Raw genomic sequence first — 21776 nt, 5'->3', positions numbered from 1 at the left:
CGCTCACAAGGACCCGTCCCTCATGAACGACATCACTCCCGTCGCGAAGCTCGACCTGCCCGAACAGCCGCGCCTGGCCAACAAGGTCCGTTTCGTCACCGCCGCCTCGCTGTTCGACGGCCACGACGCCTCGATCAACATCATGCGCCGCATCCTGCAGTCGAACGGCGCCGAGGTGATCCACCTCGGCCACAACCGCTCGGTCGACGAAGTGGTCACTGCGGCGCTGGCCGAGGACGCGCAGGGCATCGCCATCTCGAGCTACCAGGGCGGCCACGTCGAATACTTCAAGTACATGATCGACCTGCTGCGCCAGCGCGGCGGCGAGCACATCAAGGTGTTCGGCGGCGGCGGCGGAGTGATCGTCCCGAGCGAGATCGAAGACCTGCACGCGTATGGCGTGACGCGCATCTTCAGTCCGGAAGACGGCCAGCGCATGGGCCTGGTCGGCATGATCCGCTCGATGCTCGAAGCCTGCGACGTCGACCTGTCGCCCTACGCCCCGACCTCGCTCGCGGCGCTGCGCACCGGCGACATCGCCGCGCGCCACCGCCCGCTGGCCCAGCTGATCACGGCGCTGGAAAACGACCGGGCCGACCCGGCCCTGCGCAAGGAGATCCTCGACACGGCCGACACGCTGCGCGTGCCGACCCTGGGCATCACCGGCACCGGCGGCGCCGGCAAGTCCTCGCTGACCGATGAGCTGATCCGCCGCATCCGCCTCGACCAGGGCGACCGCCTGAACATCGCCGTGATCTCGATCGACCCGTCGCGCCGCAAGTCGGGCGGCGCCCTGCTGGGCGACCGCATCCGCATGAACGCGATCAATCCCTGGAACGGGCAGCAGCGCGTGTTCATGCGCTCGCTGGCCACGCGCGAAGCGGGCTCCGAGATCTCGCAGGCCCTGCCCGACGTGATCGCCGCCTGCAAGGTGGCCGGCTTCGACCTCGTGATCGTCGAGACCTCGGGCATCGGCCAGGGCGACGCCGCCATCGTGCCGCACGTCGACACCTCGATGTATGTGATGACCCCGGAATTCGGCGCCGCCTCGCAGCTCGAGAAGATCGACATGCTCGATTTCGCCGATCTCATCGCGATCAACAAGTTCGACCGCAAGGGCGCGCTCGACGCGCTGCGCGACGTCGCCAAGCAATACCAGCGCAACCGCGAACTGTGGTCGATGAGCCCGGACCAGATGCCGGTCTACGGCACCCAGGCCTCGCGCTTCAACGACGACGGCGTGACCGCCCTCTACCACGGCCTGCTGCCGAAACTGGCGGAACTGGGCCTGAAGGTCGAAACCGGCAAGCTGCAGGCGCCGGCGCAGCGCTACTCGAGCGGCAAGAACGTGATCGTGCCGCCCGCGCGCAGCCGCTACCTGGCCGAGATCGCCGACACCGTGCGCGGCTACCACCGCCGGGTCGGCACGCAGGTCAAGCTCGCGCGCGAGCGCCAGCAGCTGCAGGAGGCGAAGCGCATGCTGGCCGAGGCGGGCAAGGATGCCGGCTTCGACGATGTGATCGCCCAGCGCGACAACGCCATGGACGGCGAAGCCAGGGCGCTGGTGGCCTCCTGGCCGCAGCTGCAGGCGACCTACGCGGGCGACGAGCACGTGGTGAAGATCCGCGACAAGGAAATCCGCACGCGCCTGATCTCGACGACCTTGTCCGGCAATCCGGTGCGCAAGGTGGCGTTACCGCGCTTCGAGGACCATGGCGAGATCCTGCGCTTCCTGATGCTGGAAAACGTGCCGGGTTCCTTCCCCTACACGGCCGGAGTGTTCCCCTTCAAGCGCGAGGGCGAGGATCCGACCCGCATGTTCGCCGGCGAGGGCGACGCCTTCCGCACCAACCGCCGCTTCAAGCTCGTCTCGACCGGCATGGACGCCAAGCGCCTGTCGACCGCCTTCGACTCGGTGACCCTGTACGGCGCCGACCCGGCGCTGCGCCCGGACATCTACGGCAAGGTCGGCAACTCGGGCGTGTCGATCGCGACGCTGGACGACATGAAGGTGCTGTACGACGGCTTCGACCTGTGCAGCCCGTCGACCTCGGTCTCGATGACCATCAACGGCCCGGCCCCGACCATCCTGGCGATGTTCATGAACACCGCCATCGACCAGCAGATGGACAAGTTCGTCGAGAACAACGGGCGCCAGCCGAGCGGCGAAGAAGCCGCGCAGATCCGCGCCTGGGTGCTGACCGCCGTGCGCGGTACCGTGCAGGCCGACATCCTGAAGGAAGACCAGGGCCAGAACACCTGCATCTTCTCGACCGAGTTTTCGCTGAAGGTGATGGGAGACATCCAGGAATATTTCGTGACGCACGGCGTGCGCAATTTTTACTCGGTGTCGATCTCGGGCTACCACATCGCCGAAGCGGGAGCCAACCCGATCTCGCAGCTGGCGTTCACCCTGTCGAACGGCTTCACGTTCGTGGAAGCGTATCTGGCGCGCGGCATGCACATCGACGACTTCGCGCCGAACCTGTCGTTCTTCTTCTCGAACGGCATGGACCCGGAATACACGGTGCTGGGCCGCGTGGCGCGCCGCATCTGGGCGGTGGCGATGCGCGACAAGTACGGCGCCAACGATCGCAGCCAGAAGCTCAAGTACCACATCCAGACTTCCGGCCGCTCGCTGCACGCGCAGGAGATCGACTTCAACGACATCCGCACCACCCTGCAGGCGCTGATCGCGATCTACGACAACTGCAATTCGCTGCACACGAATGCCTACGACGAGGCGATCACCACGCCGACCGACGAATCGGTGCGCAGGGCATTGGCGATCCAGTTGATCATCAACCGGGAATGGGGCCTGGCCAAGAACGAAAACCCGAACCAGGGCGCCTTCATCATGGACGAGCTGACCGACCTGGTCGAAGAGCAGGTGCTGCAGGAGTTCGAGCGCATCGCCGAGCGCGGCGGCGTGCTGGGGGCGATGGAAACCGGCTACCAGCGCGGCAAGATCCAGGAAGAGTCGATGCTGTACGAGCACCGCAAGCACGACGGCAGCCTGCCGATCATCGGCGTCAACACCTTCCGCAACCCGAAGGGCGCCGCGCTTCCCGCCACGATCGAACTGGCCCGTTCGACCGACGAGGAAAAGCAATCGCAGCTGCAGCGCCTGGAAGACTTCCACCGCCGCAACGCCGATGCGGCGCCAGCCGCGCTGGCCGCCCTGCGCCAGGCCGCGATCGACAACGAGAACGTGTTCGCGCGCCTGATGGACGCGGTGCGCGTATGCTCGCTGGGGCAGATCACGACCGCGCTGTTCGAGGTGGGTGGGCAGTATCGCCGCAATATGTGAAAAAGGGGCGCGCCAGCCGCGTCCTTATTCCCTTCCTGACATACCGACCAGTACCTGTCTGGATCTGGCTCAATTCAGTTATGTGGCGAAAATGCGCCACCATGCCAGCGCTTCATTTAAAGGTTGATACAGCATTAAAAAATGTGCAATATGGAAATGTTATTTCCATTGATTTGTTGCATCTTTACCTGTTCAACCCAGCTTGAAGGAGCATTACCGTGGATCTGATCGACCAGCTCAACGCACTGGCTACCCGTATTCGTGCTACCAAAGACCTGATTCAGACAGAAGAGGCTACCAAGAATGCCATGGTAATGCCATTCATTCAGATCCTCGGCTACAACGTTTTCGATCCAACCGAAGTCACCCCGGAATTGATCGCGGATGTCGGGACCAAGAAGGGCGAAAAGGTAGACTATGCGATTCTGCGCGACGGGAATCCCATCATGCTTTTCGAGTGCAAACGTTGTGGTGGCGACCTGCATATTAATCATGCAAGTCAGTTGTTCCGTTATTTCCATGTCACCGAATCCCGCTTTGGCGTGTTGACGAACGGCCTGAAATACCGGTTCTTTACCGATCTCGAGCAACCGAACAAGATGGACAGCACGCCATTTTTTGAGTTCGACATCCTCGATTTCAAGGAGCGTGACGTCGAGGAGCTGAAAAAGTTCGCCAAATCGAGCTTCGATATCGACACAATTCTTAACACTGCCAGCGATCTCAAATATACGCGGGCCATTCAAGAACGCTTGAACGAGTGGGTGGCCAATCCTCCGGAAGAATTCGTGCGCTTGCTGTCTGCCGACCTGCTTGGCGGGCGACGCTTCACGCCGACACTCAAGGACCAGTTCACGCAGATCACAAAACGTGCTTTTGAACAGCTGCTAAGCGAGCGCATCAACGTACGACTGAAAGGTGCGATGGCCGCCGAGGCGCCAACGACGTCCGAGCATTCCGCGCCGATCATTCCCCACCCTGCAGATGAAGCCGAAGTCGAAACCAGCGCCGAGGAAATCGAGGGCCTGCATATCGTTCGCTCGATTTTGCGCGATGTCGTCAGCCCACGCCGCATCGTCATGCGCGACAACCTGAGTTATTGCGCCATTCTGCTCGACGACAATAATCGCAAGCCCGTCTGCCGCTTGCGCTTCAATAACACCCAGAAGCTGGCGGTTGGCATATTCGGGCCGGACAAGGCCGAGGAACGTTTTCCACTCGAAGAAATCGACGATCTCTACAGTTTTGCCGATCGGTTGCGAGCGACCGTGTCAATGCACTTGCCGGTCGAGGAATAAACCGAGCCGGGCACGCGAGCTTTCGACCGGCTGGCATTGTTCTCCTCTGGGCAGATGATCGACTGCGCACCTGCCGAAGCACAGCGGGGCAAGCCTGTTCGCATGGACGAACCTACAATGTCAGCAAGACCCCACAGGAGCTCGCATGTCCATCCAGCCAGACCAGCTCGCCGCCCTGATGCGCGAAGTCGAACGGGAAGACCCGATCGACTTCGCCGACCTGCCCTTCCCAGAGGACGAGATGCGCGCCATCGTCGCCGACCACCTGTGCGAGATGGCGGCGGCGATGGAGAACTTTAGCGAGGAAGACCGCACGCTGACCTTGCTCGCCGTGGCGGCCAAGCTGGTGCTGGAAAACCTGGTGCTGCATGTCCAGCTGTTGCGGCGCCACGGCCTGCCGGTGGGCGAGAACGTCGAAGCCCTGCTGGGCCGGCTGCGCCGCGACCCCGGCCTTGACGGCAGCGGCGAGGGGTAATTTTCCCCTGTAGTAATTTTTTCAGCATTCACGCAACACGCATCGAATAAGTTTTGCAATAGCTGTGTCCGTTTGTACACTGGGTGCGCGGTTCCTTCAGGTATGATTTGTTGTTGAGAATTTCGCTTACCCAGCGAAACGACCGTCTCCACTGCCTGAGGAATTCCACATGCCGCGCCATCCCACCAAGCTCAAACTCACCGCCGCCCTCCTGACCGGCGCCCTCCTGACCGTCGGCCTGGCCGGCTGCAACCGGACCCAGTCGACCGAAACCCTGCTGGCGGAAGCATCCGAATACCAGCAGAAGGGCGACATCAAGGCTGCCCTGATCCAGCTCAAGAACGCCGTGGCGAACAGCCCGGAAGACGGCGAGGCGCGCCTGGCGCTGGGCACCCTGCAATTGTCGACCGGCGACAACGTCTCGGCCGAGAAGGAACTGGGCCGCGCGCGCGCGCTCGGCATCGCCGACGAGCGGGTGCTGCCGCTGCTGGGCAGCACCCTGGCGCAGCAGGGCAAGTTCAAGGAAGTGCTGGAGCTGATCACGCCCGAGAAGGCCGGCAAATCGGCCGCGCTGCTGTCGCTGCGGGGCGACGCCTTGCTGGGCAGCGGCAAGCCCGACGAGGCGAAACAGGCCTACGAGGCGGCCCTGGCCGCGAACGCCAATTCCGGCGATGCCCTGATGGGCCTGGCGCGCCTGTCCGCCGTACGTGGCGAGCGCGACGCCGCCCTCCTCTACGTCGACCAGGCGGTGGCCAAGGATCCGAAGAATCCCGAAGTCTTCATCATGCAAGGCGCGATGCTGCGCTCGATGAACAAGCCGGACGAAGCCCTGGGCGCCTACGACAAGGCGCTGGCGCTCAAGCCGGATCACCGCGGCGCCCACATCGAGAAAGCGTATATCGAGATCGCGCGCGGCAAGTTTGATGCGGCAAAGAAGGAAGTCGAGGCGGCGGAAAAGAATTCGCCGGGCAGCCTGCTGGTGGTGTACACCCGCGCCCTGTATGAATTCTCGCAAGGCAAGCATTCGGCGGCGCGGGATGCGCTGGCGAAGATCCTCAAGGTCGCGCCCAACCATTATCCGAGCATCCTGCTGGCCGGCGCCTCCGAGCTGCAGCTGGGCGGCACCCAGCAGGCCGAACAGCATCTGCGCAAGTACCTGGAAGCCAATCCGAACAACGTCTATGCGCGCAAGCTGCTGGCCCAGGCCCAGCTCAAGAATTCGCAGCCGGCCGATGCCGCCGCCACCCTGGCGCCGGCCCTGAAGGATGCGCCACAGGATGCCCAGCTGCTGGCCCTGGCCGGCGAATCGTACATGCAGGTGCGCGACTTCGACAAGGCCGCCAACTACCTGCAGCAGGCCGCCACCCTGGCGCCGGAGGCGGCCGCGGTGCGCACCTCGCTGGGGCTGTCGCGCCTGGCCCAGGGCGACCAGGCGCGTGCCCTGAGCGACCTCGAGATGGCCGCCACGCTCGATCCGAAATCGCTGCAGGCGACCATGGCCCTGGTCCAGACCGAGATCAATATGAAGCGCTACGACAAGGCCCTGGCCGCCGTCAATGCGCTCGAAAAACAGCAACCTGACAGCGCGCAAGTGCAGCAGCTCAAGGGCGCCGTCTACATGGTCCAGAACAAGCACGCGGAAGCGCGCGCCGCCTTCGAAAAGGCGCTGTCGCTGCAGCCGAGCTTCCTGCCGGCGGTGACCAACCTGGCGCGCCTGGACGTGCAGGACAAGAAGCCGGATGCCGCCAAGGCCCGCTTCACCGCCTTCCTGGACAAGAACAAGGACAACGTCGAGGCCATGACGGCACTGGGCGAACTGGCCATGCTGCAAAAGAACCAGGCCGAGGCCACGAGCTGGTTCGAGAAGGCCAGCGCAGCCAATCCGAACGCCACCGCGCCTTCGCTCAAGCTCGGCGCGCACTACCTGGCCACCGGGCAGGCGCCCAAGGCACTGGCGCTGGCGCGCAAGCTCCAGACCTCGCATCCGACCGATGCCGGCGTGCTGGAACTGCTCGGCCAGTCGCAGGCCGCGAACAAGGACCTGAACGGCGCGCTCGACACCTACAGCAAGCTGGTCAACGTGCTGCCGAAGGCGCCTGGCGCCCAGCTGCGCCTGGCTCAGGTGCAGCTGGCGCTGAAGAACGAATCGGCGGCCGCCACCCACCTCAAGCGCGCGGTCGACCTCCAGCCCGACTTCGTGCCGGCGCGCCTGATGCAGGTCGACCTGGCGCTGCGCGGCAAGCGTCCGGACGAGGCGCTGGCGGTGGCGCGCGAGCTGCAGAAGGCGGCGCCCAAGGCGCCGGTCGGCCACGTCATCGAAGGGGACGTGCTGATGTCGCAGCAGAAATTTGCCCAGGCCCAGCAGTCCTTTGAAAAAGGCCTGTCCCTGGCGCGCTCGTCGGAACTGACGGTCAAGGTCATGCAGGCCATGCAGGCCGGCGGCAAGAGCAAGGAAGCGCTGGCGCGCGGCCAGGCCTGGCTGGCCGCCCAGCCGGACGACGTGCGTGTCTTGCTGCTGGTCGCCGAGCTCAACCTGGCGTCCAAGGACTACAAGGGCGCCATCGCCAGGCTCGAGAACGCGCAGAAGCGCGCTCCCGAGCATCCGCTGGTGCTGAACAACCTGGCCTGGGCCTACCAGCAGGTGAAGGACCCGCGCGCACTGGCGACCGCCGAGAAGGCATACAAGCTGGCCAGCGACAGCCCGGGCGTGATGGACACCCTGGGCTGGGTGCTGGTGGAGCAAGGCGACACCGCGCGCGGCCTGCCGCTGCTGCAGAAGGCCAGCAGCCAGGCGCCGAACTCGATGGAGATCCGCTACCACCTGGCGCAGGCCCTGCACAAGAGCGGCGACAAGGCCGGCGCACGCCGCGAGCTCGACAAACTGCTGGGGTCGAACGCGCCGTTCGCCCACGCCGACGAGGCGCGCGCGCTGCTCAAGACCCTGTAAGCGGTGCCTTCGCCGCGGGACCTGGCCCGGTCCCGCGGCGCACCCGTTGAGGCGCCCTTCTTCCCATCAGTAAAGGCTCGCGGCCTCATCCTATCGAACGCTGGATTTATTAATGTCGCGATAAGATAACGTTCTCCTAAATGAGGATGTTTATCGTGGACGACGATTCGTACGGAATCCGGCTTACCGATACTTCGGACGGTCGTAACACGGCCAGTATGCTGATCAACAGGATGTATGCCTGGCGCGGCTACGCCGGAGATCACCAGCCCAGTAGCGACCCCAACCGCATCACCCTGACCGCCACCGACAAGGGCGACGTGGTCGGCACGCTCAGCATCGGCATCGATTCCGAGGTCGGCCTGATGGCCGACGAAATCTTCAAGGACGAACTCGACGCCCACCGCCAGCGCGGCGCGAAACTGTGCGAGTTCACCAAGTTCGCCTTCGACCCTTCGGTGCGTTCCAAGACCGCGCTGGCCAATGTGTTCCACCTGGCCGTGATCTACGCGCGCGACATGCATGGCTGTACCGACATCGTGATCGAGGTCAATCCGCGTCACCGCCGCTTCTACGAGCGCATGCTGGGTTTTCGCAAGGAAGGCGAACTCAAGATCAATCCACGGGTCGACGCGCCGGCCTACCTGCTGCGCGTGAACCTGGCCTTCGTCACCGAACAGATCGACCGTTTCGGCGGCACCTGGGCCGCCGAGGGCGAAACAGAAGAACGTTCTTTCTATCCATATTTCTTTTCCCCACGCGAAGAGCGTGGCATTATCAATCGCCTGTTGCGCATGGACGAATCGCATCCGGCATGAGGCCGGGCTCTTGTTCCCCACTTTTTTTGAACCAATGAATAAACCGTTCAACTACGAACAGGCTTTCTCGCGCAATATCGGCTGGGTGACGCAAGCCGAACAGCAGCAATTACGCGGCAAGCGCGTCGCCATTGCCGGCGGCGGCGGGGTCGGCGGCGTGCACCTGCTGACCCTTGCGCGACTGGGTGTGAGCCGCTTCCACATCGCCGATTTCGACAGTTTCGACATCGCCAATTTCAATCGCCAGGTCGGGGCCATGATGTCGACGGTCGGCCAGCCCAAGGCCGAGGTCCTGGCGCGCATGGCGCGCGACATCAATCCCGAGATCGAGATCGAGATCTTTCCGGACGGCGTGCACAAGAACAATCTCGACGCCTTCCTGGCGGGGGTCGACCTGTACGTCGACGCGCTCGATTTCTTCGCCTTCGACGCGCGCCAGCAGACTTTCGCCGCCTGCGCCCGGCTCGGCATCCCGGCCACCACCGGCGCGCCGCTGGGCATGGGAACGGCCCTGCTCAACTTCATGCCGGGCAAGATGACCTTCGAAGAGTATTTCGGCTGGGGCGACCTGCCCGAGCAGGAGAAGGCGATCCGATTCGTGGTCGGCCTGGCCCCCGCCGGCCTGCACCGGCCTTATCTGATGGTGCCGGGATCGGTCAACCTGGCGGAGCGGAGCGGCCCATCGACCATCATGGCTTGCCAGCTGTGCGCCGGCGTCTGCGCCACCGAGGCGCTCAAGATCCTGCTCGGCCGCGGCGACGTGCTGGCGGCGCCCTGGGGCATGCAGTTCGACGCCTATCGCAACAAGCTCAAGCGCACCTGGCGGCCGGGCGGCAACCGCCATCCGATCCAGCGGCTGATGCTGGCGATCGGGCGGCGCCAGTTCGCGCGCATGGCGGCCGCCGGACGCTGAGCGAGCGCCGCCGGCCGGCGGCTTCCCGGACATAAAAAAGCCACTGCCGGATCGCTCCGGCAGTGGCTTTTACCTTTGCACATCGGGCCTGCGAGGCAGGCCCGTGCGTCGTGCTCAGGCGGCTTTCTTGTTGCGGCGGCGGGCGCCGTACAGGCCCAGCATGCCCAGGCCCAGCAGGGCGACCGATGCAGGCTCAGGCACTTCGGCCGCGTTGCCGAAGACCACGTCGAGCGAACCATTGATACGCTGGGTGCCGCCGACCTGGAAGTTGTTCAGCTGGCCCGACTGGAACGACATGTTGTAGAACGGATTCGGCGAGGTAAAGAACTCTGGACCGAAACCAGCCAGGGCGAACGTCGAGTCGGCGCCGAAGCTACCGCAGTTGATGCCGCGAGGACCGCAGGTCGGCAGAGTCGGATCGAGTACGCCGAAGCCCGACAGCGGATCGCCTTCCGCCAGCAGCAGGTCGTCGCCGGTGTTGCCGAGGATGACGCCGTCAGCTCCCGTTGCGCCAAGGCCGAAGGTGGTGTTCAGGCCTGCATCCAGGTACATCGCCAGGCTACCGCTGCCTTCGGTGAAGGTGAACTGATTACGCCCGTTCACGACGCCATAGGTGCCGCTGGCCCGGTACACAGCATACAGGCCGTAGTCGTTGGTCAACCCGGTGCCGTTGACGGTGGTATTGCCTTCGCCGGTAACGAATTGGCCTGCATTCCAGTACAACGACACGTCGAAAGTACCGCTCGTGGAAGTAGGGGTGCTCGGAGTGAAGGTAGCGACTTCGCTGTAGTTGCCGGTGATCTTGTCGGCGGTGAATTTACGGCCGTCGTATTCCACGGTGAACGGGTTGAAGTTATCGGCGTGGGCGGCGGCGCCGAACATCGAGGTGGCAGCGATTGCGCAAGCGATAATGGTCTTCGAAACTGCTTTCATCTTGGATCTCCTGGTTGTAGGGTTCGTACTAACGACCTCTATGTAAGCAACCATCGTGCCAGCAAACTCAACTCTTTTAAAATCAACTACTTAACTCAGTATTTCGTATAAGAAATTACAACACTGTAAAAGATCCCGACAGCCCCATTTAAGAAATTCTCATGGCGCTGTCGGTCTTGTCCTACAGGGGTTTCCGCAACACTACATTCCAGGTATTTCCGGAGGTGAATTCGCTGGCGACCTCGTAGCCGGCCGCCAGCACCTTGGCGCGCAGCTCCTCGATGTGGAAGGGGCTGTACAGGATGCCCTTGCGGATGCCCCAGTCATTGATCTTCTGCGCCGCCCAGCGCAGCGGTGCGAAACCGGACGGATACAGCAGCACGTTGGCGGCCAGCGTCCCGCCCGGCTTGAGCACGCGCAGGATGTCGCGCAAGGCGCCGTCGACCGTCGGGAAGCAGTGGATCGAGTTGGCGATATTGGCGCTGTCGAAGCGGTTGTCGGCGAACGGCAGCTGGGCCGCGTCGGCATGCTGCACCTCGACCTGCGGATTACCGGCGAAGCGGCGCTTGGCGCCGGCCAGCATCGACGGGGCGTAGTCGATGCCGGTCACCTTGACCGGCGGCAGCTTGCGGCGGCGGCGCCAGTTCAGGACCATCTCGAGCAGGGTGCCGGTGCCGCAGGCCACCTCCAGGTGGTCGGGTCCGAAATTCGGCCCGAAGAAGCGCATCTGGGTGCCGATCGTGCTGTTATAGGCGAAGGTGAGAATGAAAAAGCCGCGCAGGTCGTACCACCACGGTTCGGATGAATAGGCTTCGGCGATTTCATCCCTGGTCTTACCGGTCGTCATGGAGCGTCCTCGTTGATTGGATAGAAGCGGAAAATATAGGTCGTTAATGAACTGCAGGCAAGCGAGGATCGGGTAGCTCAGCCCAGCTGGCGCAGGCGGTTGATGATGCCGGCCTCTTCGCGCGGCGAGAAGAACCACGGAAACAGCGAGCGCTCGCCCACCGCCCGGTCCTGCATGCCGCCCCATTTCTCCACCTGTTCGGTGCCGAAGGCGGTGTCGACGCGCAGCAGCACCGCCGGGGCCTGCACCCGCGGGTTGGGGCGCGACTCGCACACGGTCTGGAAGCCGAGCATGGCTTCGTAGAAGCGGCGATGACGCGGATTGACTTCGATGAAGATATCCTTGCAGCCGTTCAGGTCGCGGGCATAGATCAGGGCCACGTGGAACAGCGAGGCCAGCACCGCCTTGGACTTGACCGCCGGGTCGACCGCCAGCTTGGTGATCTCGCACACCCGCCCGTCGCTGCGCCGCACATCGATGCAATCCTTGAACACCTGGTCGGCCAGCAAGCCGATCTCGGAATCCAGGCCCAGGCTCAGCGTGCCGAACACCTGGCCGTGGTCGGATGCCGTCAAGGTGATCCGGTTGGGGTCGCTTTGCACCTGGTGGTTGCCGCTGTAGCCGCGCCAGGAATACATCTTACTGATGAGCATGCTGGCGGAATTGCGCTGTGAATCGATATCGGCCGCGCGGATACCGAACACGCGCTCGTTGATGGCGACGTCGATGATGCTGGGTCCGTCGGAAGCGGCGACCTCGTCGTCGCCTGGGCCGGCACAGAAGGAGGCCGGCGCTAATGTCTCGATCATGGTCATTCTCCAGGCAGTCCGGCACGTCGAGTGACGGCGGCATTCCTGATCATCATAGCATTATAAATTACAAATTATCAATTGTATTAACTAGGAGTATTTGATACTTTGACATTTTGAATGTCACCGCATGGTGGACGATAGCAGCTTCAGCAGGCACTGCGGCGCGCGGGGACAATATGTCTTGAAGAAAGTAACCGGCGCACTGGTGGTGACCGGTTGTGCGGCAAGGCGCCGCCATGGCGAATGCCAGGGGGAAGACGACCGGCGCGAGGGCCGGTCGGGCAGGATGAACGGGCTTAGAAGAAGCTCTCGGGAATGACCAGGATGTCGCCTGGACGCATCATGACATTGGCCGAGATGTCGCCATCCTTGATCAGGTCGTCGAGACGCACATTGATTTTTTCCTGCTTGCCTTCGACGGTGCGCACGATGCTGGCCTTGTTACCCGAGGCAAACTCGGTGACGCCGCCCACCGCGATCAGCACGTCCATCAGCGACATCTCGCGACGATACGGCAGCGCCTGCGGGCGCGCCGCCTGGCCGATCACGCGGATCTGTTCGTTGAAATTGCCGACGAAGTTGGTCACGACCACGGTGACCACCGGCTGCTGGATGAACTGGGCCAGGGCCTGCTCAATGTCACGCGCGAGCTGGGTCGAAGTCTTGCCGGCTGCCGGCAGGTCTTCGACCAGCGGAGTCGTGATCTTGCCATCCGGCCGCACCGGGACCGACATCGACACTTCCGGATTGCGCCAGACGATGATGTTGACGGCATCGCCCGGTCCAATCAGATAGTCCGGGTTGACCGGCGCCAGCGCGGCGGTGCTGGGAGGTACCGGAGTGGAACAGCCGCCCAGCAGCAGCATGCAAGCGGCGGCGCCGGTTGCCAACAGATTCTTCATGGTCTTCGTCATCATCGCGTTCATCCCCTTCGCGCCTACCGGCCATCCCTGGTGGAATAGTGTTCGACGTGAATCAAAAATTGTAATTTCGCCATCACGGCCTGCGCTATTGTAGCGCAGACCGGCGTGGCGACAAGCCATGCACAATTGAAATACTTGCGTGTTGCTGCCGTACGCCAGCGCGCGCCGCCCACCGATGCTAGCGGCTCAGCAATTCCCGCACGTGGCGCACCGGAATGGCATAGGTGATGCCGCTGGGGGTCGAGATCGCCGATTCCTTCAAGCCTTTCACGAACACCATATTGATCACGCCCACCACCTCCCCGGTCGCGGGGTCGTACAACGGCGAGCCGCTGTTGCCCGGATAGGCGGTGCCGTCGAGCTGGTAGATGCTGAACGGCGTGCGCTGCAGCCGGGCCACGGCGCGCGCATCGAGGCGGCGCGCGCTGAGCGAAGGCTGCATCACCGGCGTGATCGCAGCCAGCAGCGCGCGGTGGGTGGCCGGGTGGAGGCCCAGCACCATGCCAAGCGGAAAGCCGGTGAAGGCCAGGTCCTGGCCCTCGACCGCCCTGTCCGCGTCATCCAGGCGCAGGGCCGGCAGCGGCGCGCCTTCCAGGCGCAGGTGAGCCAGGTCGTGCTCGCGGTCCAGGGCCACCAGCTGGGCCGGGCGGAAGCGCACCCCGGCGCCGTCCGGCAGCACCACGCCGAGCTGCTCCATGCGCGCCGCATCGAGCTTGTCCGGCACCACGTGGGAATTGGTGATCACGCTCAGGCCGTCGCCGACCACGAAGCCGGTGCCGCTGAACACGATCGCCGGGCTGCGCGTCTGCAGCTGCGTGCCGACGCCCACGATAGACGGCTTGACCGCCGCCACCGTCTGCGGCAGGGTCGCCGCCTGCAGACCGGCTCCCGCCCACCAGAGCAGCGCGCCGGCGGCCAGGCGTTTTGAAAATAGTCTTCGCGTCATCAAACCTTCACAATCTTGAGGTAGTTGTAACAGAGCTGAGGCAATCGTACAGCCCCTTTCCATTTTTAAACATTACAATAAGCTTCTTTGAATTTCAGCAACTATTTGAAGAACCGCGCGGCCCTGAAGGGCCACGAACCGAACCCCGGCAGATAGGTGGATTCGTTTAGCGAAATACAACATGCGAATTCTTCAGATGTTTGCGATAATGCAACAACTGGCATGATGCAATTTGTTTAGCATCTTCTTATTGCAGTGCGGAACATGTGTTGCAAACCGATGGCATCGGTGACCACGAATCGCTGCATCCCTTAACCCTCAATTGCAATTGATTAGGGTACAAGCGATCATGCACATTGTTTATTTGTTGAGCCTGCAGCCCAGGCCCTGACCGACGAGATCGACACGATGGCTGAAATCACAACCCAGATTCTTCACCTCCTCAAAGCCATCGGCAAGTACCGCTGGCATGCAGTCGTCATCACCTGGGTGGTGGCGCTGGCCGGCTGGGGGGTGGTGTATTCGCTCCCCAATCAGTACGAGGCGTCGGCGCGCGTCTACGTCGACACTCAGACCATACTCAAGCCCCTGCTGTCGGGCATGACCACCCTGCCGAACCTGAACCAGCAGGTGCAGTTCATGCGCCGCACCCTGATGAGCCGCCCGAACGTCGAGCGCGTGGCGCGCGAGCTCGACCTCGACTCCCGCACGCGTACCCCCAAGGAATTCGACAAGCTGGTCGACGACATGATCGACAAGCTCAAGATGGCCGGCACCGGCCGCGAGAACATCTATACCATCAGCTACACCGGCACCAGCGCGCGCGAGAGCAAGGACGTGGTGCAGGCCTTCCTGACGATCTTCGTCGAGGGCAGCTTCGCCGGCAAGAAGCAGGACTCCGAAAAGGCGGTCCAGTTCATCGACGAACAGATCCGCAGCTATGAAGAACGCCTGGCCGCGGCCGAGAACTCGCTCAAGGAATTCAAGATCAAGAATATGGGCATGCTGCCGCGCGCCGGCGCCGACTACGGCGCGCGCCTGATGTCGGCCACCGAAGCCCTGAACCAGGCGCAGCTCGACCTGGCCGAGGCCGAACAGGCGCGCAATGCGATCCGCAGCAGGATGTCGGGCGACTACAAGGGCGGCGCCGGCGCCCCGGTGCTGCGCGACCCGGCGCTGGACGAACGCATCGCTGCCGTCAACAAGAACCTGGACAGCCTGCGTACCCAGTACACCGAACAGCACCCCGACATCGTCGCCAACCGCCGCCTGCTCGAGCAGCTGATGGAGCGCCGCGCCGATGCGGCCAAGAATCCCGTGCAGAGCTCGGACCCGGGCGCCAGCTTCAGTCCCATGCTGCAGCAGCTGACCGTACAGCTGTCCGACGCCGAGGCGCGCGTCGCTTCGCTGCGGGCACGCGTGAACGAATACAGCGCCCGCGTGGCGCGCCTGCGCGGCCAGAGCGAACTGGTGCCGGAGGTCGAAGCCCAGCTGGCCCAGCTCAACCGCGATTACGAAGTCAACCGCCAGAACTACCAGCGCCTGGTCGAGCGGCGCGAATCGGCCAAGCTGTCGGGCGAGGTGTCCTCGGTCACCGACATGCTGACCTTCCGCGTGATCGATCCGCCGATCGCGCCGGCCGTGCCGACCGGTCCGAACCGCCTGCAGCTGTTCTCGCTGGTGTTCGTCGGCGCCCTCGCCGCCGGCCTGGCCGGCGCCCTGCTGCTGAGCCAACTGCGCCCGACCTTCCTCAGCCAGGCCTCCCTGCGCGAGGCCACCGGCCTGCCGGTCCTGGGTTCGGTGAGCATGAACTGGACCTCCGAACAGACCGTGCTGCGCAAGCGCCGCCTGGTCGCCCTTGCCGCTTCGGTGTTGCTGCTGTTCGGCGCCTATGGCGCCGGCGTCGCCGCCATCCTGGTCCGCCCCGCGATGTAAGGCCGGATGGCCAATAAGGAGTAAATGTGAGCATTATCGAAAAAGCCGCCAGCCGCATCGACCAGCAGCGCCAGAACGCCGCCCCCGTCAATCCCGCCGCCAGCATCGTGCCGGCCGAGCCGCCACTGGTCGAAGCACCGGCCGCCGTGCTGGTCGACGTGCCGGTCGCGCCGGCCCCGACGCCGGACCTGGCCGCGGAAGCCGCGCCCGCCCCGGCGCGCACCCGCCGTGTCGAACTCGACCTGGGCCGCATGCGCGAGCTGGGCATGGTCACCGCCGCCGGCGGCCGCACCAACCTGCTGGAAGAATTCCGCATCATCAAGCGCCCGCTGCTCAAGCGCGCCTTTGCCGAGCGCGGTCCGAAGGACAACCCGGCCAACCTGATCATGATCACCAGCTCGCTGCCCGGCGAAGGCAAGACCTATTGCGCGATCAACCTGGCGATGAGCATCGCCATGGAGCTCGACCACACCGTGCTGCTGGTCGACGCCGACGTGGCGCGTCCGTCGGTCCTGCGCACGCTCGGCCTGCCGGCCCAGCGCGGCCTGATGGACATCCTGGTCGACGACACGCTCCAATTGCCGGACGTGATCCTGCGCACCAACGTCGACACCCTGGCGCTGCTGCCGGCCGGCGCCACCTCCAACGCCGCCACCGAGCTGCTGGCCAGCTCGACGATGGCCGCCATGCTGACCGAACTGGCCAACCGCTATCCGGACCGCGTCATCATCTTCGACTCGCCGCCGCTGATGCTGACCACCGAGGCGCGCGTGCTGGCCAGCCACATGGGCCAGATCGTGGTGGTGGTGGAAGCCCAGACCACGACCCAGCATGCGGTCAAGGAATCGCTGCAGCAGCTCGAAGGCATGAGCAACGTCAATCTCGTCTATAACAAGACCAGGGATATCCCCGGCATCGAAGAAACGTATGACTATCACTACGGCTAAAGAATCCGCCGTCATCCGCTCGCGGCGCATGCCGGGACGCCGGATGCCCGTCCTGACGCCGCTGGCGGTGGCGGTGCTGCTGCTGGCCGCCCTGCCGGCCCACGCCGACTGGCGTGTGACGCCGACCCTGAGGGTGGTCGAGACCTGGACCGATAACGTCAACCTGACGGAAGACGAACTCGCGTACAGCGACCTGATCACACAGATATCGCCCGGCTTCAGGCTCAGCAACCAGACCCGGCGCCTGACCGTGAACGCCAGCGCCCAGCTGCATACGTTCGCCTACCTGCACGACAGCGACAAGCGCAACCGCGACGGTTCCTTCGGTGATGGCGAAAACGGCGGCGTGTCGAGCGTGCGGCGCAGCTACCGCGCCAACCTGCGCGGCGAACTGGCGCAAGACCTGCTGTACGTCGACGCCACCGCGTCGCGCGGCCAGCAGAACATCTCGGCCTTCGGTCCGCGCATCACCAACGACCAGTATTCGAACGCCAACCGTACCGACATCGATACCTGGAGCATCAGCCCTTACCTGCTGAAGAATTTCGGCAGCACCGCCGCGGGCCAGTTGCGCTTCACGCGCGACTCGGTCGGTGGCGGCGACAATATCGGCTTTCGGCGCACCGGCGGCAACACCCTGCTGGCCTCGCTGGTGAACGGTCCCGCCTTCCGCACCGTCGGCTGGGGCGTCACCTACACCAAGCAGGACCTGAACGGCGGGCGCTATGGCGACTCCTCGAGCGAAATGCTGGCCACTAACCTGCGCTACATGGTCAACGGCCGCTTCTCGCTGTTGGCCAACGCCGGCTACGACCGCTACGAGTTCGAAGGACTGGGCGGCGGCGAGCAAGGCGCCAACTGGTCGCTCGGCTTCGCCTGGACGCCGTCCTCGCGCACCAGCCTGCAGGCCACCGCCGGCCGCCACTTCTATGGCAACACCGGCAACCTGATGGCCCTGCACCGCAGCCGCCACACCAGCTGGAACGTGAGCTACAACGACGTCATCACGACGTCGCGCCAGCAGTTCACGCTGCCGTCGACGATCGACACCGCGGGCCTGCTCGACCGCATGTTTTCCACCGCCTACCCGGATCCGGTAGTGCGCGCGCAGGTGGTGCAGGCCTATATCGACCAGACCGGCCTGCCGCCATCGCTGTCCGACAGCATCAACTACCTGAGCAACCGCTTCATGCGCCAGAAGCGGCTGCAGGCATCGATGGTGTACCGCAAGGGCCGCAGCAGCGCGGTGCTGTCGGCCCATGCCAGCGACCGCAGCGCGATCTCGGACCAGCAAAGCGACAGCCCGCTGCTGGGCAGCCAGCAGGGCCGCTACAGCGACAACGTGCGCCAGCGTGGCTTCGAAGCGAACTACACTTACCGGCTGAACTCGCGTTCGAACCTGACCGCCCGCTACGACATCGACGAAAGCGAGTCGCGCGACCGCGGCTACAAGAGCACCCAGCGCGTGTTCCAGCTCGGCGTGTCGCGCCGTTTCGGCGAGACCATCGGATCGGTCGACCTGCGTCGTCGCAGCGGCGACCGTTTCAACGCCGGCACCTACACCGAGAACGCCATTTCGGCCAGCCTGTTCAAGACGTTTTAAGCGCAACAGACCCCAGGGAACCACGATGTACGAATCCTATTACGGCCTGTCGGCCAAGCCCTTCCAGCTCCGCCCGGACCCGCATTTCTTTTTCGGTTCCAAGGGCCACAAGCGCGCCATGGCCTACCTCGACTACGGCCTGTCGCAGGGCGAGGGCTTCATCGTCATCACGGGCGAGGTCGGCGCCGGCAAGACCACGCTGGTGCGCAACCTGCTGGGCCGCATCCCGCTCGACCAGATCATCGCGGCGCACATCGTCAACACCAGCCTCGATCCCGAAGACACGCTGCGCATGGTAGTCTCCGCCTTCGGCCTGCCCTACGAGGGCGCCAGCAAGGCCGAGCTGCTCAATCGCCTGGAACAATTCCTGCGCTCGGTCGACCGCCAGGGCAAGCGCGCCCTGCTCGTGATCGACGAGGCCCAGAACCTGAACGCGCGCACGGTCGAAGAGCTGCGCATGCTGTCCAATTTCCAGACCGACGACCGCTCGCTGCTGCAGACCTTCCTGCTCGGCCAGCCCGAGTTCCGCGCCACCCTGCACAGCCCCACCATGCAGCAGCTGCGCCAGCGCGTGATCGCCAGCTACCACCTGGGACCGATGGACGCGCAAGAGACCCGCGCCTACGTCGAGCACCGCCTGGCCACGGTCGGCTGGAAGGGCGACCCGTCGTTCGACGACGCCGCCCACGCCGCGATCTATGCCTACAGCGGCGGCATTCCGCGCAAGACCAACACGCTGATGGACCGCGTGCTGCTGATGGGCTACCTCGAAGAACTGCATGGATTCGGCGGCGCCCACATCGAGGAAGTCGTGCGCGACATCTCGGACGAGTTCCAGGCCCCCGACGGACTGGGCGAGCCTGAGCCGGCCTCCATGCGCGCGACCTCCGGCCAGCACCAGCTGCAGCACGGGGAGCGGCGCAGCGCCAGCGTCGAGCAGCTCGACGAACGCATGATGCGCCTCGAAAAATCGATCGTGTCGGTGCTGTCGATCTTGAAAAAGATCGCCGCCACCCCACCCGGTGCGCAGTCCGGCACCTCTCCGCGCCACGTGGACAACCAGGAATAACAGTTCAGGAACCCGGCAATGAAAATGACCGCTCCCGCAGCCCGGCCGCGTCCAGCGCCCGGCGAGAAGATCCGCAATGCGATGACCTGCGACGTCGAGGACTACTTCCAGGTCTCGGCCTTCGCCCCCTACATCGACCGCGCCAGCTGGCCGATCCGCGAATGCCGGGTCGAGGCCAATATGGAACGCATCCTGGCGCTGTACGAGCGCCACGGCGTGCGCGCGACCTTCTTCACCCTGGGCTGGATCGCCGAGCGCTATCCCGCCATGGTGCGCCGGATCGTCGCCGCCGGCCACGAACTGGCCAGCCACGGCTACGGCCACCTGCGCGCCTCGGACCAGAGCCGGGCCGAATTCGACAACGACATCCGGTCGAGCAAGGCGCTGCTGGAAGACATCGGCGGACAAGCCGTGGTCGGCTACCGCGCGCCGAGCTTCTCGATCGGCCACGCCAACCTGTGGGCGCTGGACGCGCTGCACGAGGCCGGCTACAAGTACAGCTCGAGCATCTATCCGATCGCCCACGACCACTACGGCATGCCGGACGCGCCGCGCTTCGCCTTCTATCCGAACGGCCCGGACGGGCTGCTGGAAGTACCGATCACCACGGTCAAGATGGCGGGCCGCAACCTGCCGGCCGGCGGCGGCGGCTACTTCCGCCTGCTGCCCTACGCCCTGTCGCGCTGGATGATGGAGAAGGTCAACCGCGAGGACGGCGAACCGGCCCTGTTCTACTTCCACCCGTGGGAAGTCGATCCCGGCCAGCCGCGTCCCGAAGGCCTGGGCGCCAAGGCGCGCTTCCGCCACTACGTCAATATCGACCGCATGGAGCGGCGCCTGGAACAGCTGGCGCGCGACTTCAAGTGGGACCGCATGGACCGCATCTTCCTGGACAAGCCATGAACTCGATCATCGAAGCGGCGCAGGCCAAGCGCGCCATGCCGGCCGCCGCCGCCGGCGCCCAGACCCTGCGCCTGATGCAGCCGCAGGACGCAGCCCGCTGGGACGCTTTCGTGCGCGCCTGCCCCAGCGCCACCTTCTTCCACCTGTCGGGCTGGCAGAAAGTCATCGAGCAGTCGTTCGGCATCAAGACCTGGTTCTACTACGTGGAGCAGGACGGCCAGATCCAGGGCGTGCTGCCGCTGGCCGAGATCAAGAGCCGCCTGTTCGGCCACTCGCTGGGCGCGATGCCGTTCTGCGTGTACGGCGGCGTGGCCGCGGTCGACGACGGCGCGCGCCTGCTGCTCGACGGCGCGGCCGACCAGCTCGCGAAGAAGCTGGGCGTGGGCCACCTGGAATACCGCGGCATGCAGCGCGCCCATCCGGGCGACGACTCGTGGCATACCAAGGAACTGTACGTCACCTTCCGCAAGGAGATCACGGGCGACGACGAGACCAATATGAACGCCATCCCGCGCAAGCAGCGCGCGATGGTGCGCAAGGGGATCAAGCTGGGCCTGAAGGGCGTGGTCGAGGACAACGTCGACCGCATGTTCGAGGCCTACGCCACCAGCGTACTGCGCCTGGGCACCCCGGTGTTCCCGAAAAAATACTTCGCCCTGCTACAAAAAACCTTCGGCGACGAGTGCGAGGTGCGCACCATCTATACCGAAGACGACCGCCTGGTGGGCTCGGTGCTGTCGTTCTACTGGCGCGACGAGGTGGTGCCCTACTACGGCGGCGGCACCGACCTGGCGCGCTCGGTGGCCGGCAACGACTTCATGTACTGGAACCTGATGCAGGCCGCTAGCGCCCGCGGCTGCCGCCTGTTCGACTTCGGCCGCAGCAAGCTGGGCACCGGCGCCTACGACTTCAAGAAGAACTGGGGCTTCACGGCCGAGCCGCTGCCGTATGAATACAAACTCTACGCATCGACCCAGCTGCCGGACAACAATCCGCTGAACCCGAAGTACCAGCTGTTCATCAAGATGTGGAAGAAGCTGCCGCTGCCGGTGGCGAACTTCCTGGGTCCCTACATCGTGCGCAACCTGGGGTAATGC

17 protein-coding genes are annotated in these 21776 nt (G+C 64.4%); 12 read left to right on the top strand and 5 right to left on the bottom strand.

Features of this window, described 5'->3' with window-relative positions:
- Nucleotides 1-22: 22 nt before the first annotated feature.
- From icmF to KY496_RS19195, 6 genes are all read left to right on the top strand, one after another.
- On the top strand, nucleotides 23-3310 hold the full coding sequence (gene icmF / locus KY496_RS19220; protein WP_219861996.1) for a fused isobutyryl-CoA mutase/GTPase IcmF: 3288 nt from the start codon (nucleotides 23-25) through the stop codon (nucleotides 3308-3310).
- A 218-nt stretch (nucleotides 3311-3528) separates the two neighbouring features.
- Entirely contained in the window at nucleotides 3529-4608 is a 1080-nt protein-coding gene (locus KY496_RS19215) for a type I restriction endonuclease (protein WP_005663833.1), read from the top strand.
- Between the two features lie 145 nt (nucleotides 4609-4753).
- Complete coding sequence (locus KY496_RS19210; protein WP_005663835.1) at nucleotides 4754-5083, top strand: hypothetical protein; 330 nt, start codon at nucleotides 4754-4756, stop codon at nucleotides 5081-5083.
- Between the two features lie 169 nt (nucleotides 5084-5252).
- Nucleotides 5253-8030: an XrtA/PEP-CTERM system TPR-repeat protein PrsT gene (gene prsT / locus KY496_RS19205; protein WP_005663837.1), complete on the top strand. Its 2778-nt coding sequence runs from the start codon at nucleotides 5253-5255 to the stop codon at nucleotides 8028-8030.
- Between the two features lie 218 nt (nucleotides 8031-8248).
- The gene (locus tag KY496_RS19200) at nucleotides 8249-8848 is read left to right on the top strand and encodes a GNAT family N-acetyltransferase (protein WP_229409713.1); all 600 of its coding nucleotides are present in this window, start codon (nucleotides 8249-8251) and stop codon (nucleotides 8846-8848) included.
- Between the two features lie 34 nt (nucleotides 8849-8882).
- The gene (locus KY496_RS19195) at nucleotides 8883-9761 is read left to right on the top strand and encodes a ThiF family adenylyltransferase (protein WP_219861994.1); all 879 of its coding nucleotides are present in this window, start codon (nucleotides 8883-8885) and stop codon (nucleotides 9759-9761) included.
- A 114-nt stretch (nucleotides 9762-9875) separates the two neighbouring features.
- On the opposite strand, the gene pepA is transcribed toward KY496_RS19195, so the two are convergent.
- The 5 genes from pepA to KY496_RS19170 all read right to left on the bottom strand — a co-directional run bounded on the left by pepA (nucleotide 9876) and on the right by KY496_RS19170 (nucleotide 14222).
- Entirely contained in the window at nucleotides 9876-10694 is an 819-nt protein-coding gene (gene pepA / locus KY496_RS19190; protein ID WP_184238491.1) for a flocculation-associated PEP-CTERM protein PepA, read from the bottom strand.
- Between the two features lie 181 nt (nucleotides 10695-10875).
- Nucleotides 10876-11541: a class I SAM-dependent methyltransferase gene (locus tag KY496_RS19185; protein WP_219861992.1), complete on the bottom strand. Its 666-nt coding sequence runs from the start codon at nucleotides 11539-11541 to the stop codon at nucleotides 10876-10878.
- Between the two features lie 77 nt (nucleotides 11542-11618).
- Nucleotides 11619-12350 carry a GNAT family N-acetyltransferase gene (locus KY496_RS19180; RefSeq protein WP_005663848.1) on the bottom strand — a complete coding sequence of 244 codons (732 nt, stop codon included), beginning with the start codon at nucleotides 12348-12350 and terminating at the stop codon, nucleotides 11619-11621.
- 299 nt (nucleotides 12351-12649) lie between these two features.
- Nucleotides 12650-13255 (bottom strand): XrtA/PEP-CTERM system exopolysaccharide export protein, encoded by a 606-nt coding sequence (locus KY496_RS19175; RefSeq protein WP_229409714.1) that lies wholly within the window; start codon nucleotides 13253-13255, stop codon nucleotides 12650-12652.
- Nucleotides 13256-13454: 199 nt separating this feature from the next.
- On the bottom strand, nucleotides 13455-14222 hold the full coding sequence (locus KY496_RS19170; RefSeq protein ID WP_005663852.1) for a serine protease: 768 nt from the start codon (nucleotides 14220-14222) through the stop codon (nucleotides 13455-13457).
- Between the two features lie 408 nt (nucleotides 14223-14630).
- On the opposite strand from KY496_RS19170, the gene KY496_RS19165 reads away from it, so the two are divergent.
- Genes KY496_RS19165 through KY496_RS19140 form a run of 6 tightly spaced genes read left to right on the top strand, consistent with a single transcriptional unit; the run spans nucleotide 14631 to nucleotide 21773 of the window.
- On the top strand, nucleotides 14631-16157 hold the full coding sequence (locus KY496_RS19165) for an XrtA system polysaccharide chain length determinant (protein WP_219861990.1): 1527 nt from the start codon (nucleotides 14631-14633) through the stop codon (nucleotides 16155-16157).
- Between the two features lie 26 nt (nucleotides 16158-16183).
- Nucleotides 16184-17104 (top strand): XrtA-associated tyrosine autokinase, encoded by a 921-nt coding sequence (locus KY496_RS19160; RefSeq protein WP_005663855.1) that lies wholly within the window; start codon nucleotides 16184-16186, stop codon nucleotides 17102-17104.
- On the top strand, nucleotides 17085-18707 hold the full coding sequence (locus tag KY496_RS19155) for a TIGR03016 family PEP-CTERM system-associated outer membrane protein (protein ID WP_157225419.1): 1623 nt from the start codon (nucleotides 17085-17087) through the stop codon (nucleotides 18705-18707). The genes KY496_RS19160 and KY496_RS19155 overlap by 20 nt, the downstream gene beginning before the upstream one ends.
- A 25-nt stretch (nucleotides 18708-18732) precedes the next feature.
- The gene (locus KY496_RS19150) at nucleotides 18733-19776 is read left to right on the top strand and encodes an XrtA/PEP-CTERM system-associated ATPase (protein ID WP_005663859.1); all 1044 of its coding nucleotides are present in this window, start codon (nucleotides 18733-18735) and stop codon (nucleotides 19774-19776) included.
- Between the two features lie 18 nt (nucleotides 19777-19794).
- Complete coding sequence (locus tag KY496_RS19145; RefSeq protein WP_005663860.1) at nucleotides 19795-20679, top strand: XrtA system polysaccharide deacetylase; 885 nt, start codon at nucleotides 19795-19797, stop codon at nucleotides 20677-20679.
- The gene (locus KY496_RS19140) at nucleotides 20676-21773 is read left to right on the top strand and encodes a FemAB family XrtA/PEP-CTERM system-associated protein (RefSeq protein ID WP_005663862.1); all 1098 of its coding nucleotides are present in this window, start codon (nucleotides 20676-20678) and stop codon (nucleotides 21771-21773) included. The genes KY496_RS19145 and KY496_RS19140 overlap by 4 nt, the downstream gene beginning before the upstream one ends.
- Nucleotides 21774-21776 lie beyond the last annotated feature (3 nt).

Origin of the sequence: Massilia sp. NP310 (genome assembly GCF_019443485.1) — a bacterium.
GTDB classification, from domain to species: domain Bacteria; phylum Pseudomonadota; class Gammaproteobacteria; order Burkholderiales; family Burkholderiaceae_D; genus Telluria; species Telluria timonae.
Note: the sequence above shows the minus strand (reverse complement) of the source record. Positions and strands in the feature narration are given on the sequence as shown.